The organism is Nonomuraea sp. NPDC049269, assembly GCF_043197155.1.
Classification (GTDB): domain Bacteria; phylum Actinomycetota; class Actinomycetes; order Streptosporangiales; family Streptosporangiaceae; genus Nonomuraea.
Genome location: NZ_JBICSO010000001.1, coordinates 1,752,770 through 1,767,467, shown reverse-complemented (window position 1 = coordinate 1,767,467; position 14,698 = coordinate 1,752,770). Strand labels below are relative to the sequence as shown.

At 72.0% G+C, this 14,698-nt stretch carries 14 protein-coding genes; 9 read left to right on the top strand and 5 right to left on the bottom strand.

Annotated features, from left to right (window positions below; all coding sequences use genetic code 11):
* The first annotated feature begins 53 nt into the window (after positions 1-53).
* Both ACGFNP_RS08170 and ACGFNP_RS08165 read left to right on the top strand, forming a co-directional pair.
* Positions 54-1,220 (top strand): cytochrome P450, encoded by a 1,167-nt coding sequence (locus ACGFNP_RS08170; RefSeq protein ID WP_393316155.1) that lies wholly within the window; start codon positions 54-56, stop codon positions 1,218-1,220.
* An 18-nt stretch (positions 1,221-1,238) separates the two neighbouring features.
* Entirely contained in the window at positions 1,239-1,994 is a 756-nt protein-coding gene (locus ACGFNP_RS08165) for a lysophospholipid acyltransferase family protein (RefSeq protein ID WP_358318712.1), read from the top strand.
* Between the two features lie 75 nt (positions 1,995-2,069).
* Here the strand turns inward: ACGFNP_RS08165 and ACGFNP_RS08160 are convergent, their stop codons facing one another.
* Together ACGFNP_RS08160 and ACGFNP_RS08155 are read right to left on the bottom strand one after the other, a co-directional pair.
* Positions 2,070-2,876 carry a serine/threonine-protein kinase gene (locus ACGFNP_RS08160; RefSeq protein ID WP_214637516.1) on the bottom strand — a complete coding sequence of 269 codons (807 nt, stop codon included), beginning with the start codon at positions 2,874-2,876 and terminating at the stop codon, positions 2,070-2,072.
* Positions 2,877-2,932: 56 nt separating this feature from the next.
* Positions 2,933-4,183 carry an MFS transporter gene (locus ACGFNP_RS08155; RefSeq protein WP_393316151.1) on the bottom strand — a complete coding sequence of 417 codons (1,251 nt, stop codon included), beginning with the start codon at positions 4,181-4,183 and terminating at the stop codon, positions 2,933-2,935.
* A 68-nt stretch (positions 4,184-4,251) separates the two neighbouring features.
* On the opposite strand from ACGFNP_RS08155, the gene ACGFNP_RS08150 reads away from it, so the two are divergent.
* The 5 genes from ACGFNP_RS08150 to ACGFNP_RS08130 all read left to right on the top strand — a co-directional run bounded on the left by ACGFNP_RS08150 (position 4,252) and on the right by ACGFNP_RS08130 (position 9,124).
* Positions 4,252-4,863 (top strand): ArsR/SmtB family transcription factor, encoded by a 612-nt coding sequence (locus ACGFNP_RS08150; protein ID WP_393316148.1) that lies wholly within the window; start codon positions 4,252-4,254, stop codon positions 4,861-4,863.
* Positions 4,864-5,164: 301 nt separating this feature from the next.
* Positions 5,165-6,058: a siderophore-interacting protein gene (locus ACGFNP_RS08145; protein WP_358318715.1), complete on the top strand. Its 894-nt coding sequence runs from the start codon at positions 5,165-5,167 to the stop codon at positions 6,056-6,058.
* Between the two features lie 14 nt (positions 6,059-6,072).
* On the top strand, positions 6,073-7,089 hold the full coding sequence (locus ACGFNP_RS08140) for an iron-siderophore ABC transporter substrate-binding protein (RefSeq protein WP_393316145.1): 1,017 nt from the start codon (positions 6,073-6,075) through the stop codon (positions 7,087-7,089).
* Positions 7,086-8,096: an iron ABC transporter permease gene (locus ACGFNP_RS08135; RefSeq protein WP_358318717.1), complete on the top strand. Its 1,011-nt coding sequence runs from the start codon at positions 7,086-7,088 to the stop codon at positions 8,094-8,096. The genes ACGFNP_RS08140 and ACGFNP_RS08135 overlap by 4 nt, the downstream gene beginning before the upstream one ends.
* Positions 8,096-9,124 (top strand): iron chelate uptake ABC transporter family permease subunit, encoded by a 1,029-nt coding sequence (locus tag ACGFNP_RS08130; protein ID WP_358318718.1) that lies wholly within the window; start codon positions 8,096-8,098, stop codon positions 9,122-9,124. Before ACGFNP_RS08135 ends, ACGFNP_RS08130 begins: the two co-directional genes overlap by 1 nt.
* A 42-nt stretch (positions 9,125-9,166) precedes the next feature.
* Here the strand turns inward: ACGFNP_RS08130 and ACGFNP_RS08125 are convergent, their stop codons facing one another.
* Positions 9,167-10,555, bottom strand: a complete 1,389-nt coding sequence (locus tag ACGFNP_RS08125) for an MFS transporter (RefSeq protein ID WP_393316141.1) — start codon at positions 10,553-10,555, stop codon at positions 9,167-9,169.
* 71 nt (positions 10,556-10,626) lie between these two features.
* Between ACGFNP_RS08125 and ACGFNP_RS08120 the strand changes: the two genes are divergently transcribed.
* Entirely contained in the window at positions 10,627-11,259 is a 633-nt protein-coding gene (locus ACGFNP_RS08120) for a TetR/AcrR family transcriptional regulator (protein WP_358318720.1), read from the top strand.
* Here the strand turns inward: ACGFNP_RS08120 and ACGFNP_RS08115 are convergent.
* Positions 11,247-12,155 carry an oxidoreductase gene (locus ACGFNP_RS08115; RefSeq protein WP_393316138.1) on the bottom strand — a complete coding sequence of 303 codons (909 nt, stop codon included), beginning with the start codon at positions 12,153-12,155 and terminating at the stop codon, positions 11,247-11,249. The two genes, ACGFNP_RS08120 and ACGFNP_RS08115, sit on opposite strands and share 13 nt — an antisense overlap.
* Positions 12,156-12,234: 79 nt before the next feature.
* On the opposite strand from ACGFNP_RS08115, the gene ACGFNP_RS08110 reads away from it, so the two are divergent.
* Positions 12,235-12,870, top strand: a complete 636-nt coding sequence (locus tag ACGFNP_RS08110; protein WP_393316135.1) for a TetR/AcrR family transcriptional regulator — start codon at positions 12,235-12,237, stop codon at positions 12,868-12,870.
* A 47-nt stretch (positions 12,871-12,917) separates the two neighbouring features.
* On the opposite strand, the gene ACGFNP_RS08105 is transcribed toward ACGFNP_RS08110, so the two are convergent.
* Positions 12,918-14,630 (bottom strand): S8 family serine peptidase, encoded by a 1,713-nt coding sequence (locus ACGFNP_RS08105; protein ID WP_358318723.1) that lies wholly within the window; start codon positions 14,628-14,630, stop codon positions 12,918-12,920.
* Between the last annotated feature and the right edge of the window lie 68 nt (positions 14,631-14,698).

Genomic DNA, 14,698 nt, shown 5'->3' with positions numbered 1-14,698 from the left:
TGAGAAACATCTGCCCGTTTCCCTGTAAGGACAAGCGTCTTAGCGTGGTCAGGGTGGAACTCGTCTACAGCCCCTACGACGCCGCCGTGAACGAAGATCCGTACCCCGTGTACGCCCGAATGCGGCGCGAAGCGCCCATTTACCACAATCCCGAGCTGAACTTCTGGGCACTGTCGCGCTACGACGACGTGGCCGCCGCGCTCGTCGACAGCGCCCGTTACTCCAGTGACCACGGTCCGGTGCTCGACAGCGGGGTCTGGGGGCCGAAGGCGCGCACGATGCTGTCGTTCGTGGCCACTGACCCGCCCGACCACACCCGCATGCGGTCGGTCATCGCCCGTGGCTTCACCATGCGCCGCGTCGCCGCCCTCGAGTCGATGATCAGAGGGCTCGCCCGCGGCTATGTCGAGGAGGGCCTGGAGAAGGGCACGTTCGACTTCGCCAGGGACCTGTCGGCCAAGCTGCCGCTCGACGTGATCTCCGAGCTGATGGGCGTGCCGCCGTCCGACCGGGCCGAGGTGCGGGAGCGCAACAACGGGCTGCTCCGGTATCACCCGGGGAGCGAGCCGTCCGAGGAGGGCCTGCGCAATCTCTTCTCGCTGGGCGGCTACTACGCCTCGATCATCGCCGAGCGGCGCAAGGCGCCGCGGGACGACCTGGTCTCCGTGCTCGTCGCGGACGACGGGCTGACCGACGAGGAGATCGTGCCGTTCATGCTCCTGCTGGTCGGGGCCGGCTCGGAGACCACCACCCACCTGCTCAACGCCGCCTGGTACTGGGCCTGGCGCAACCCGGAGCAGCGCGCCGCCGCCTTCGGCGGGGCGATCGCGCCGTGGATGGAGGAGTCGTTACGTTACGACACGCCCGCGCAGGGGGCGGCGCGGCGGCTCACCGAGGACACGGTCCTGCACGGCGTCGACCTGCCGGCGGGGACGCGGATGTGGCTGCTGGTCGGGTCGGCCAACCGCGACGAGAGCGTCTTCCCCGACCCCGACGCCTACGATCTGGGCCGCGACACCTCGAAGTTGATCAGCTTCGGCGCGGGCCGCCACTACTGCCTCGGCGCGGCGCTGGCCAGGATGGAGGCCCGGGTGGCGCTGGAGGAGCTGACGGGGCTGATCGCGCCCGGCTACGAGATCGACGCCGCGGGCATCAGGCGCACCAGGCACGGGAACGTGCGGGGCATGCTCAACCTCCCGACTACCGTCCGACCGGCCTGAATAGGCTACCTTCTGGTCATGGCTGAGATCGTGTACCCGCCGGTGATCGCCGCCGCGCGGACCCTCTTTCGCGTGCTCGACTACCGCTTCCACATGGAAGGGACCGAGCATGTGCCGCGGACCGGCGGAGCGGTGCTGGTCAGCAATCACATCAGCTATCTCGACTTCATCTTCGCCGGGTTCGGCGCGCTGCCGTCCAAGCGGCTGGTGCGGTTCATGGCCAAGCAGGATGTGTTCGACCACCGCATTTCGGGCCCGCTGATGCGTGGCATGCACCACATCCCGGTCGACCGGGGCGCGGGCGCGGGGTCCTACGCGACGGCGCTGCGCATGCTGAAGGCGGGGGAGGTGGTGGGCGTCTTCGCCGAGGCGACGATCAGCCGATCGTTCACGGTCAAGGAGATCAAGAACGGCGCCATCCGCATGGCCCAGGCGACCAAGGTCCCGGTCATCCCGATGGCGCTGTGGGGGAGTCAGCGGATCTGGACCAAGGGCCGGTCCAAGCAGCTCACCCTGCGGCACGTGCCCATCACGATCCTGGTGGGGGAGCCCATCCACCCCAAGCGCGGCGAGGACGTCAACCAGCACGCCGCCGACCTGCACGCGCGGATGTCGGAGCTGGTGGACCGGGCTCAGCGCACCTACCCGGAGATCCCGCCGGGCGTGTGGTGGCAGCCCCGCCACCTCGGCGGCACGGCTCCCACGCCGGAGGAGGCCGCCGCCATGGACGCCGCCGAGGCGGAGGCCCGCGCCAAGCGGGGCGAAGAGGAATAGCGACCGGCCGACCGGCCGCGGGCGAGTAGCGGCCGGTCAGGTGGCTGCCGGGCGATCAGATAACGCGGCGGCCGGTCAGATCGCCGCAGGGTAGCTGCTGGCGCGCATGCCCGCCAGCAGTCCGGCGGTCTGCTCGGGCGTGAAGCGGCGCACCGGGTCGTGGGACAGCAGACCCTCGATGAGCGGCCGCATCACTCCGGCCCGGCGCGGCGGCGGGTAGCCGCCGCTCCTGGCCATGCCGAGCACCGTGGCCGCGTCCTGCCCGGGGTAGGGCGGCTGGCCCTCGATGGCGCTGTAGAGCGTGGCGCCGAACGACCACATGTCGGCCTCCTTGCTGGCCGGGCCGCCGTGTAACCGCTCGGGGGCCATGAACGCGGGCGTGCCGCGCAGCCGCCGGGACGTGGTCATCCGGATGTCGCCCTCGACCGTGGCGATGCCGAAGTCGGTCAGCACCACGCGGTCGCCGGTGAGCATCACGTTGGCGGGCTTCACGTCACGGTGCAGCACCCCGGCCTGATGCGCGGTGCGCAGCGCGGCGAGCAGGTGCACGCCGATCGCCGCCACCGACTGCGCGGGCAGTGTCCCCACCTGAGAGAGCAGTTGGTGGAGTGAGAGGCCGTCGAGGTACTCCATCACGATCCAGAGTTTGCCGCCCTCTTCGATGAGGTCGTGGACCGTGACGATGTTGGGGTGGGTGAGCCCAGCGGCCATCCGCGCTTCACGGAGAACCCGGCGGCGGACCATCTCGGCCTCGCCGCTGAGGGTCAGCTCCTTGAGCGCCACCTCACGATGGAGAAGCTGGTCAAAGGCCCGCCAGACGACTCCCATACCTCCACGACCGGCCTCCTCATTGAGGAGGTACCGTCCGCCGATCTCCCGCATGCCATCCCCTCATTGCTCGGGGTAATCATGTCATCTCGGGGTAGGCCAAAGTGTGACTAACGTGATCTGAATGTGTCGAGAACGGAAGGTGCGCTGGTCAAGGGGTGAGAAATTCGATCGTGTAAGGCGCGCCACACAAGCCCCACGGCCACCAAGCAGACCCCCGCGGCGCCCGCGAGCACGACGGTCAACCCGGTCAGTTCGGCCACCACCCCGCCGAGAGCGGCCCCCACCGGCATGCCGCCCATGCCGATCAGCCGGTAGGCCGAATTGACCCGGCCGAGCAGTTCGGCCGGGATCAGCCGCTGCCGCGTGGAGACGACCAGCACGTTCGCGACGGCCCCGGTGACACCCCACACGACGCCGGTCGGGTACATCAGCCAGGCGACGGGCCAGAACACCGGCACGAGGTACAGCAGGGCGCTCACCAGCCAGGCGCCGACCAGCGTCCGGCCCTCCCCGAACAGCCCGGAGACCCGCTCCGAGACGATCGACCCGGCCACAGCGCCGACGGCCAGCGCGGTCATCATCAGGCCGTACCCGCTGGGCGACAGCCCGATCCGCGAGCCGTCCCCGACGGCCCACAGCACGAACACCCCGAAGTAGGCGGCGCTGGCGAAGTTCAGCATCCCGGCCGAGACGGCCAGCGTCCGCAGGAACCGCTGGGACCAGAGATAGCGCTGAGCCTCCACGATGTCGCGCAGCAGGGACCGCCTGGGGCCCCGCGCGGCGGGTGTCCGGAAGGAGCCCCTCATGCCGAGCAGGAGCAGGCCCGCGGCGCCGTACAGGAGGGCGGGGCCGCCGACGACGGCGGCGGGCAGCAGCGTGACCACGAGGCCCGCGATCGGCGCGCCGGCGAACTCGTTGCCGATCATCTGGGCGCTCTGCACCCGCCCGTTCGCCGCCGTGATGCGCTCGGGCGGCACCGCCATCGGCAGCACCGACTGCGCCGAGGTGTCGGCGAAGACCTCGGCCACGCCCGCCAGCAGGACGGCGGCCAGCACGACCCACAGGTTCAGCAGCCCGAGTAGGCCCAGCACGGCCGCCACCGCGAGCACGGCCGAACGGGCGAGGTTGGCCAGCACCATGATCCGCCTGCGGTCGAGCCGGTCCGCGATCGCGCCCGCGTGCAGGGCGAACAGCAACCACGGCAGCGTGGCGGCCGCCCCGGCCAGTGACACCAGCGTGGGGGACCGGGTCATGGACACGGCCAGGAGCGGCGCGCCGACCTTGAGCACACCGTCCGCCAGGTTCGAGAGCGCGGTCGAGGACAACAGGAAGCCGAACGATCGGCCGAGACGTTGCATGGCCCACTCCGATAGTGTGTAAGGGAAACTATGCACAGGTTTCTTTGCAAAGATAGGTGTGCACGCCCATGGAGAGCAAGCACTACTCCGCCAGGACGCTCGACGCGAACGCGCTGAAGTCGTTCGCGCACCCGCTGCGTCTGCGCATCTACGAGCTGCTCGACGAACACGGCCCGTCGACGGCGACCCGGCTGGCGGGCCTGCTCGGCCAGAACACCGGGGCGACCAGCTACCACCTGCGCGAGCTGGCCCGGCACGGCATGATCGAGACGGTGCCCGAGCTGGGCAAGGGCAAGGAGAAGTACTGGCGGATCGTGCCGGGCGGCTTCTCCTACGGCGCCCCCTCAGCCGACGCGCCGGCCGATCCCGAGGTGGCCGGCGCGTTCGCCTTCCTGCTCGACGACCTCGTCCGGCAGCGCGGCGCCGAGCTGACGCGCTGGCGCGAGGAGGAGGCCACGACCCCCGAGGAGTGGGTGCAGGCGAGCGGCCTCGGCCGCCGGTCGATGCGGCTCACCGTGGCCGAGACGCGGCAGATGCGCGACGAGGTGTTCGAGGTGCTGGAGAAGTATCGGGCGGTGGCCGATCGCCGGGAGGTCGAGTCTCCCGGCGCCCCGGATCCGGCGACCGGTCGCGTGGTGGTCCACTTCGACGTTCTGCCCGTGAGTGGCAAGGGCGCCTAGGGATATCCCTAGGTCCGGCCCTGTCGCGACGCCGCCGAGCTCCGCCTAGTGTCCTGCATCAGGCTTCCGTACTCCGTCCGCATGCCGGGCGCGGCGCCGCCGAGGGAGCGGGCGATGCTCGGCGGCGCCGTAGCCCTTGTCGTGTCGCAGACCTCCGAGTCCGCCGGACATGGACTCGGAACGGCGAACGCCCCCGTCCCGGGCTGGAGGGACGGGGGCGTTCGCCGTTTCCGGGGGCCGGGCTGGTCGATCAGCAACGGTTAGGTTAGCCTCACCTTAACGAAACGAGGTGGAGCTGAGGATGACCGAGCCCTTTCGCATGTTCGACGTACGCGTGAACCGGTTAGCACGCCTGAGCCCGTCGTTCCTGCGCGTGACGTTCGAGGGAGAGGACCTGCGCTTCTTCGCCGACAACGGGTTCGACCAGCGGATCAAGCTCATCCTGCCGGTCGACGGGCACGGGCTGGAGCACCTGCCGTCCGGCCCCGACTGGTTCCCGCGCTGGCGCGAGCTGCCCGACGAGCGGCGCAACCCGCTCCGTACCTACACCGCCCGCCTGGTACGCCCCGAGGCCCGCGAGGTGGACGTGGACGTGGTCCTGCACGACCACGGAGACGGCCCCGTGGCGCGCTGGGCGGCCGAGGTAGGGCCTGGCGACGTCGCGGTGCTGCTCGGCCCCGATGCCCGGCACGCCGGGCCGCACGGAGGCCTGGAGTTCCACCCGCCCGCCGACACCGGGGCGGTGCTGATCGCCGGTGACGAGACGGCCGTCCCCGCGATCTGCTCCATCCTCGAACGGCTGCCGGCCGGCTACCAGGGCGAGGCGCTGATGGAGGTGCCCCGCGCCGACGACTTCCTGCCCGTCGAGACGGAGAGCGGAGTGAAGGTCACCTGGCTGGCCCGCGACGACGCGGAACGCGGCGCCCTGCTCACGCCCGCCGTCAGGATCGCCGCCGACCGGCTGCTCCCGCCACTGCCCACGCCGGACTCCTTCGAGGACGTCGACGTGGACGTGGAGGAGCTGTGGGAGGTGCCCGAGGAGTCCCCGTACGGCCCGCTGTACGCCTGGCTGGCCGGCGAGGCGGGCGTGATCAGGACGCTCAGGCGGCATCTGGTCGCCGAGCGGGGGATGGACCGCCGGGCCGTGGCCTTCATGGGCTACTGGCGGCTGGGCCGCGCCGAGCACAACGAATAAGGGAGTCTCCAGCAATGACCCGCGTCCTGTACGCGCTCGCCGCCCTGACCCTCACCCTGGTCACCGGATGCGGCTCCACCACGCCCCAGACCCCCGCGGCGGCGGCGTCGGCCTTCTCCGCCACCCTCACCCACAAGTACGGCAGCACGACGATCACCGCCAAGCCCAAGCGGATCGTCACCGTCGGCCTCGTCGAGCAGGACGCCCTGCTGGCCCTCGGCATCGTGCCCGTCGCCAGCACCGAGTGGATCGGCGGCTACCCGGGCGCGATCGGCCCCTGGGCCAAGTCCAAGCTCGGCTCCGCCCCGGTCCCGCAGGTGCTGAAGGACACGGGCAGCGGCCCCCAGATGGAGAAGATCGCGGCACTGCGGCCCGACCTGATCCTGGCCCTGTACTCGGGGCTGACCCAGGAGCAGTACACCACCCTGTCCAAGATCGCGCCGACGGTGGCCCAGCCGAAGGAGCACATCGACTACGGGATCTCCTGGCAGGAGGTGACCAAGCAGGTCGGCGTGGCCGTGGGCGAGGCCGCCAAGGCGGACGCGCTGGTCAAGCAGGTGGAGGACCGGTTCGCCGCCGTGCGGAAGGAACATCCGGAGTTCGCCGGGCAGACCGCCCTGATGGCCACGGTCTACGAGGGCTACTTCGTCTTCGGCAGCCAGGACCCGCGCTCCCGCCTGCTCGCCTCGCTCGGCTTCAAGCTGCCCGCCGACCTGGACAAGGCCATCGGCGACAAGTTCGGCGCGAACATCAGCCGCGAACGCCTCGACCTGCTCGACACCGGAGCGCTCCTCTGGAGCGTGACCAACGTCGACAAGGACACGGCCACGTTGCACGGTGACAGCGTCTACAAGGGGCTCAAGGTGGTCAAGGAGGGGCGCGAGGTGTTCGTGAAGGAGGGCACCGACGACGGCAACGCCGTGTCCTTCCTCACCGTGCTCAGCCTGCCGTACGTGCTCGACGCGCTGGTGCCGCGGCTCGCGGCCGCCGTGGACGGGAAGCCGGCGACCGAGGTCGGGCTGCCCACGTGACCCGCCGGGCCGCCCTGGTGGGGGCGTCGCTCGGCGCCCTCGTCCTGGTCTGCCTGCTGTCGCTGGCCCTGGGCGCCCGCCAGATCCCGCTGGGCGAGGTGGTCAGGGCGCTGGGCGGCCTGGGCGCGGACCGGGAGACGCACGAGGTGATCTGGTCCGTACGCGTGCCGCGGACGCTGCTCGGCGTCCTCACCGCGGCGGCGCTCGGCCTGTCCGGCGCGCTCATGCAGGCGCTCACCCGCAACCCCCTCGCCGACCCCGGAGTGCTCGGCGTCAGCGCGGGGGCGGCGTTCGGTGTGGTGATCTCCATGGGCGTGCTCGGCATCAGCGCGCTGTCCGGGTTCGTGTGGTTTGCGTTCGCGGGCGCGCTGGTGGCGAGCGTCGTGGTGTACGCGATGGCCGGGCTGGGCCGCGACGGGATGACGCCGGTCAAGCTGGCCCTGGCCGGGGTGGCCGTCACGTTCCTGCTCAGCTCGGTGACCAGCGCCATCGTGCTCGTCGATCCCGAATCGCTGAACCGCTACCGGTTCTGGTCCGCCGGGTCGCTGTCCGGGCACGGCTCCGGCGTGCTGCCGCAGTTGCTGCCGTTCATCCTGGCGGGCGCCGTGCTGGCGCTCGCCTGCGCGCCCGCGCTCAACAGCCTCGCGCTCGGCGACGACGTGGCCCGCGGGCTGGGCCGCCGGGTGGGCCTGGTCCGCCTGCAGGGCGCGGCGGCCGTGATGCTGCTGACCGGCGCCGCGGTCGCGGCCATCGGCCCCGTCGTCTTCGTCGGCCTGGTGGTGCCGCATCTCGCGCGGGCCGTGGCCCGGCGGGCCGGCGCCGAGACCGACCACCGGCTGCTGCTGCCCCTGTCGGCGCTGCTCGCGCCGTGCCTGCTGCTGGCCGCCGACATCCTGGGCCGCCTCGTCGTGCCGCCGATCGAGGTGCAGGCCGGGCTGCTGGTCGCCTTCATCGGCGGGCCGTTCTTCGTCGTGCTGGCCCGCCGGCAGCGGCTGGCGGAGCTGTGATGGGCCAGCTCACCTTCCGCCTGTCGACGCCGCCCGTGTCCTGGGTGCTGCGCCCGCGCGTCTTCGTGGTGTGCCTGGTCCTGGCCACCGCGACGTTCCTGGTCTTCTGCCTCGGCATCGGGCTGGGCGAGTTCCCGCTCGGCCTCGGCGAGGTCGTCCAGTCCCTGCTCGGCACCGGCGACCAGGGCACCCTGTTCGTCGTACGGGAGCTGCGCCTGCCCAGGGCGCTGACCGGGCTGCTCACCGGCGCCGCCTTCGGGCTGTCCGGCGCCCTGTTCCAGACCATGACCCGCAACCCGCTGGCCAGCCCCGACATGATCGGCGTCACCCAGGGGGCGGGCGTCGCCGTGGTGGCCGGGATCGTCCTCGGCGTCGGGTCCGGGCCCGGCACGCAGGTGCTCGGCTTCACGGGGGCGGTGCTCGCGGCGCTGCTCACATACCTGTTCGCCTGGCGGCGCGGCACCACCGGGTACCGGATCGTGCTGGTCGGCATCGGCCTGTCGTGGATCTTCACCAGCGCCACCGAATATCTCATGGTCACCAGCGACACCTTCCAGGCGCAGGCCGCGCTCGGCTGGCTCTGGGGCAACCTCAACGGCCGCACCTGGAGCCAGGCCGTGCCGCTGGCGGTCGCCCTGGCCGTGCTCGTGCCCGTCGCCCTGCTCCTTGGCCGCTGGAGCCGGGCGCTGCAGCTCGGCGACGAGGTGGCCGTGGTGCTCGGCGCGCCGGTGCAGCGGGCGCGGCTGACGCTGCTGCTGGTGGGCGTCGCGCTGGTCGCCTTCGGCACGGCCGCCGCGGGGCCGATCGCGTTCGTGGCGCTGGCCGCTCCGCAGATCGCCCAGCGCCTGGCCCGCACCGCCTGGCCGCCGCCGCTCGCCTCGGCGCTGGCCGGGGCGTTCGTGGTGCTGGCGGCCGATCTCCTGGCGCGCCGCGTCATCCCGGACGTGGAACTGCCCGTCGGCGTGGTCACCGGCGTGCTCGGGGCGCCGCTCCTGCTCTGGCTCCTCGCCCGCGCCCGCCGTGCCTAGCGCCGTCCCGCCGGGCACGAACGGCACGGCCGTACGGTGGGACTACCGTCCCGCGACCTCGCTCTCCCGTACGGCCGGCGCCGGGATCAGGGCCGCGGTGACCACGGCGAGCAGGGCGATCGCGGCGAACGTCCAGAACGCGATCGTGTAACCCCTGAGCGTGGGCACGTGAGCGGTGGCCGTGGCGGCCAGGATGGCGGAGGCGACCTGCGCCCCGGCCGCCCCGCCGACGGTGCGGGCGATGGTGTTGACGCCCGTGGCCACACCGGTCTGGTCGGCCGCGGCCGCCGCCACGACCAGCAGGCCCATCGACGCGAACGCCAGGCCGTACCCGATCCCGAGCAGCAGCCCGGCGGGGTAGAACTCCCACAGCGGCGGCGGGCGGAGCGCCAGCACGGCGAACGTGATGGCGGCGCACGCGGACCCGGCCCGCAGCGGGACGGCCGCGCCGAACCTGGCGGCCAGGCGTCCGGCCAGCGGCCCGCCGGCCAGCATGCCCAGGGCGACCGGCAGGATGACCAGCCCGGTGGTCGTCGCCGAGCCGCCCGGGCCGCCCATGGCGACCGGCGTCTGCACGAACTGCGGGAACAAGGTCACGGCGCTGAACATCGCGGCGCCCACGACGAGCGCGGTCAGGTTCGTCACGGCCATGGCCCGCGTCCGCAGCAGCCGCAGATCCACCAGTGGCACGGGGGTGCGCAGCTGCACCCACACGAACCCGGCCGCCAGCGCGACCGTCGCCGCCACCAGCCCGAGCACCGCCGATGACGTCCAGCCCCAGGCCGCGCCCTGGCTGATCACCAGGAGCAGCCCGACCAGCGTGCCGCAGAGCAGCGCCGCCCCCGGCAGGTCCACTCCGGACACCGCCGCCGACGGCGTCTCCGGCAGCCGGATCGCTCCGACGGCGGCGGGGACGGCGAGCAGCAGGCCCGCCCAGAGCAGCGACGGCGTCCCCAGCAGGTCGGCGAGCGGGCCCGCGATCACCATGCCCGCCGCGCCACCGAGCCCGATCATGGCGCTGAGCAGCGCGATCGTGCCGCGCTGCCGGTCCGGTGGCACCAGATGCCTGGCGAGCCCGAACGTCAGCGGGAGGACCCCGCCCGACACCCCTTGCAGGGCCCGCCCGGCCAGCAGCCAGGGGAGCGAGCCCGCGTGCGCCGCCAGGGCCGCCAGCACGGTGCCCGCGATGAGGAAGCCCAGGGACGCGATCAGGACGCGGCGGTGGCCGTACAGGTCGCCGAGCCGCCCCGCTATCGGCGTGGCTACGGCGCTGGCCAGCATGAACGTCGTCAGCAGCCACGCGACGGCGCTCAGCGGGGCGCCGGTCTCGCGATGGAAGCCGGGTAAGGCCGCGACGACGATCGTCTGCGCCGAGCTGGCGGCCAGGCTCGCGGCGATCAGTGTCGCGCGGGCGGGGAGTGTCGTGGTCAAGTCGCCTCCTTCATCAAGGTTAGGCAAACCTAATTCTTGCGGACAGCGTCCGCAAGTGTACTGTCCACCGCATGAGCACGCGGGACCGGCGGGCATGGGGCAGCCTCACCCGCGAGCGGATCGTCGTCGCGGCGCTCGACCTGGCCCGGCGCGAGGGTCTCGGCGCGGTGACCATCCGCCGCGTGGCCGAGGAGTCCGGGGCGTCCCGCATGGCGCTGTATCGGCACGTGGCCGACAAGGAGGCGCTGATCGAGCTCGTCGCGGACGCCGTCGCCGAGGCCGTGGTGCCGCCGGTCGTGACGGACCGGCCGTGGCGGGAGCAGCTCCGCGCGTTCGCCCGCGAGCTGCGTGCGACGCTGCTCGCCTATCCCGGCTTCGCCGACCTCCTGGCCGCGCGGCACGGTCACGGGCCCGGGTCGCTGCGGCTGTTCGACACGGTGATCGGGATCATCCGGAGCGCGGGCCTGGACGGGGCGGAGGCGGCGCGGTGGTTCACGGTGTTCATGGACGTGGTGGTGGGCCGGGTCCACCGGGAGACCTCCGGTGACGCGCACAGCGTGCTGCTCGGCCGCGCCCCCGTCGACGCCGAAGCGCTGCCGCATCTGCGCGCGGTCGCTCCCCACCTGGGCGCGATGACGTCGGCGGACCTCTTCGAGAGCGAGCTGGCCCTGGTGATCGAGGCCATGGGCGCTCAGAGGTCATAACGCACGCCGGTCAGCTCCTGCGACACCTCCCAGAGGCGGCGCGCGGTGGCGGCGTCGGTGATCGCCCGGTGCCGCTGGTGGACCGCGGGCTCGCCGCGCAGCTCCAGAAGGCCGTCAGGGGCGACGTAGCTGCCGCCGGGCAGATCGGGAAGCGTCGCCGCGTACAACGACGTCTTGGCGCCCTCCGGCGTGGGCCTGAACACGTGACGGACCAGCCGCGAGGCGAACGTTCTGTACAGCCGCCCGCGATCGGCGTTGGCGCCGCCGGTGAGCACGTTGGTGCGGGTCAGCCCGGGGGCGACGGCCATGCTGCGCAGCGCGAGCCCCGCCGCCGTCGCCCGGCGCTGCAGCTCGACGGCGAAGTACAGCAGCGCCCTCTTCGACTGCAGGTACGCGTTGACAGCGCTGTAGCGGCGCTCGGCGTTGAGATTGCCCAGGTCGAACCGGGCGAAGCGCTGCCCCTCGCTGCTCACCGTGACCACCCGGGGCGCCGGCGCGGCGAGCAGCCGGGGGAGCAGCAGCCCGGTCAGCGCGTACGTCCCGAGGTGGTTGACACCGAACTGCGACTCGAACCCGTCGGCGGTCCTGGCGTGCGGCACCATGGCCACGCCCGCGTTGTTGACCAGCAGGTCGAGCCGGTCCAGACCGTCGGCGAACTCCCGGATGGAGGCGAGGGCGGCCAGATCGAGGCGGCGGGCCTCGACCTTCGCCCCCGGCACCTCGGCGAGCAGGCGATCGGCCGCGTCCCGGCCGCGTTCGGGGTTGCGGCAGGCCAGCACCACGTGGGCGCCGTGGCGGGCGAGCTCGCGGGCCGTGACGTAGCCGATGCCGCTGTTGGCGCCGGTCACCACGGCCAGCCGTCCGGACTGGTCGGGGATGTCATCAAATGTCCACATGTCTGGCGTCCTTCGTATTGCAACTTTGAGTTGCGATATGGTGGCACTTGATTGCCCTTTAACGCAACTTGGAGTTGCAATGAATGCTGAGCACGCCCGGCCGGTTGGGCGGGGCGCGAAGGTGCGGGCCGCCGTCCACGCGGCGACGCTCGCCGAACTGGCCGAGAAGGGGTACGCCACCCTGACGGTCGACGGCGTCGCCCAGCGGGCCGGGGTGCACAAGACGACGGTGTACCGGCGGTGGAAGGACCGCGAGAGCCTGGTCGTCGACGCGCTGGCCGGGCACGTGGCGGCGGATATCCCGATCCCCGACACGGGAACGTTCGAGACGGACCTGCGGGCGCTCGCGCGGGCGCTGGTCCGGATGATGACCGCCGCGTCCGCCCGCGCCCTGCTGGCCGCGGTCTTCTCCGATGCCGCGCGCCTGTCGGAGGTCGCCGAGGTCCGGCGACAGATCTTCGACGACCGGCTGCGGCGCGCGGAGCCCGTGGTCACCCGCGCGGTGTCACGCGGCGAACTGCCCGCCGGGACCGATGCGGCGGAGGTGATCAGATCTCTCGCGGCGCCGGTCTACCTCAGGCTGCTGATGACCGTCGAACCGGTCGATGAGGCCGTCGCGGACCAGGCGGTACGCGTCACGCTGGCCGCCGCCCGCGCCGGCGCCTTCAGCCCCACGGGCCTGTCGGCTCCAGGCCCGTTGGTGGTGCACGGGTGACCCGGTGCGCGTTCGCCTTCGCGGGCGCGCACCGGGCGTGCCGTCGGTTACCGGGCCGCGTTCAACGCGTCGACGATGCCCGAGCCGTAGAAGCCGTTACGCGCCCTGCCGCCTTCGCAGGTGTGCGTGTCCGTCACCGTCGTACCGGTCGGCAGGATCCGGGTGTAGGTGAACGCGCGCGGTTCCGGGCACGGCGTCTTGGTGGCGGTCGCCTTGAGCGCCGCCTCCACCGCGTCCGGGTTCATGGTCAGACCGCCGTGAGCACGGTCGCGGTGGCCGTACCGGCTGACGATCAGCGCGGCCACGCCCGCCGCCCGCGGCGAGGCCATCGAGGTGCCCTGCAGATACGTGTAGTACGCGCAGACCGAGTCGCGGCAGTCGCGCACCACCGACGGGGTGTTCGGCGTGCCGTCGGGGTTGAGCTGCCCGTTCGCCTGCGCCAGCGACTGCGGGTAGGCCGCCAGCGTCGCCCTGGTCACGTCACGCGTGTTGGTCGGCGTGTCATAGGCGTCGCCGCCGGGTGAGGCCACGTCCACATAGCCGTTGCCGTAGTCGGAGTAGTACGACTTGCGCTTGCTGATGCCGGTGGCCGACACCGCGATCACGTGCTGGCCCTCGCTGGGCATGGACACGCAGCTCGGCGGGATCGTCCGGTCGTACGGCGCCTCGCCGGGCACGCTGGCGAAGTCGGGGCTGGAGCCGTCGATGAGCTCCTTGGTGTAGTCGGTGGCGCCGTTGCCCGCCGCCGACACGAGCGTCACGCCTCTGGCGTGGGCGTAGTTCAGCGCCCGCTGGGTCGCCTTGATGATGGTGGCCTGCTCGGCGCGGTCGGCGGGGGAGTCGGCCGGGTTGTCCACGCAGTTGAACAGCCATGGGTCGATGTAGTAGCTCATGTTGACCACGTCGATGCCGTGGTCGCCCGCGTACGTCAGCCCGTCCACGCTCGGCTGGAGGAAGAAGAAGCCGGAGTCCTGGCCGACCCGCAGGTTGACGATGGACACCTTGGGCGCCACACCGGCCACGCCGAGCCGGTTGATCGGGGAGGCGATGGAGGACGCCACGTGTGTGCCGTGCTCGTTCTCGTCCACGTCCGCGGGGTCGTTGCAGGAGTGGTCGGGCTCGGCGTCACAGGGTCCGTCGACCGTGGCGCCGTTGGCGTCGACCGGGATGTCGACCGTGAAGTTACGGCTTAAGGCGCGATTGAAGTTGGGTGCGATGTCCGGATGTGAGGCGTCCACGCCGGTGTCCAGGATGCCGACCAGCACCCCCGGATTGCCCTGCTCATAACGGTAGGAACCATCCGCGGTGGCGTGGATCTGCTTCATGTCCCACTGCAGTTCCGACAGTGGTTCGGCCGTCGGTGCCGGCTTGCCGAACGTGGTGGCGGCGGGGGCGCCGTCACCGGCCTTCTCCACGGCCTCGGCGGCCTTGCGTGCTGCGGCGGCGGAACGGGCGGCGGACGGGACCGTTCCGATGGACCGGTTGTGCGCCACGCCCTCGATCGAGGCGCTGGCGGCAAGGGCGGCGGCGAAGCCCGCGTTGGTGGTGGAGATCGTGGCTACGCCGACGGCGGTGTTCTCCTTGACCACCGTGCCGCCGGCGTCCTGGACGGCCTTGCGGGCGTCGGCCGGGCGCACGCCCTCCTTGTATAAGACGACGTATTCGGTCTCCTGACCGGTTGGGGCCCGGACTGCTTGGGCGGGTGGGACGAGGGCGGTCGCCACAAGGGTGCAGGCGGCCAGGACGATGACACGCTTCACGCGTACCTCCGGGCTTAGACGGATATCTCCACCAATCTGGTCATGTTTGGTGGCTACGTCCATAGGTC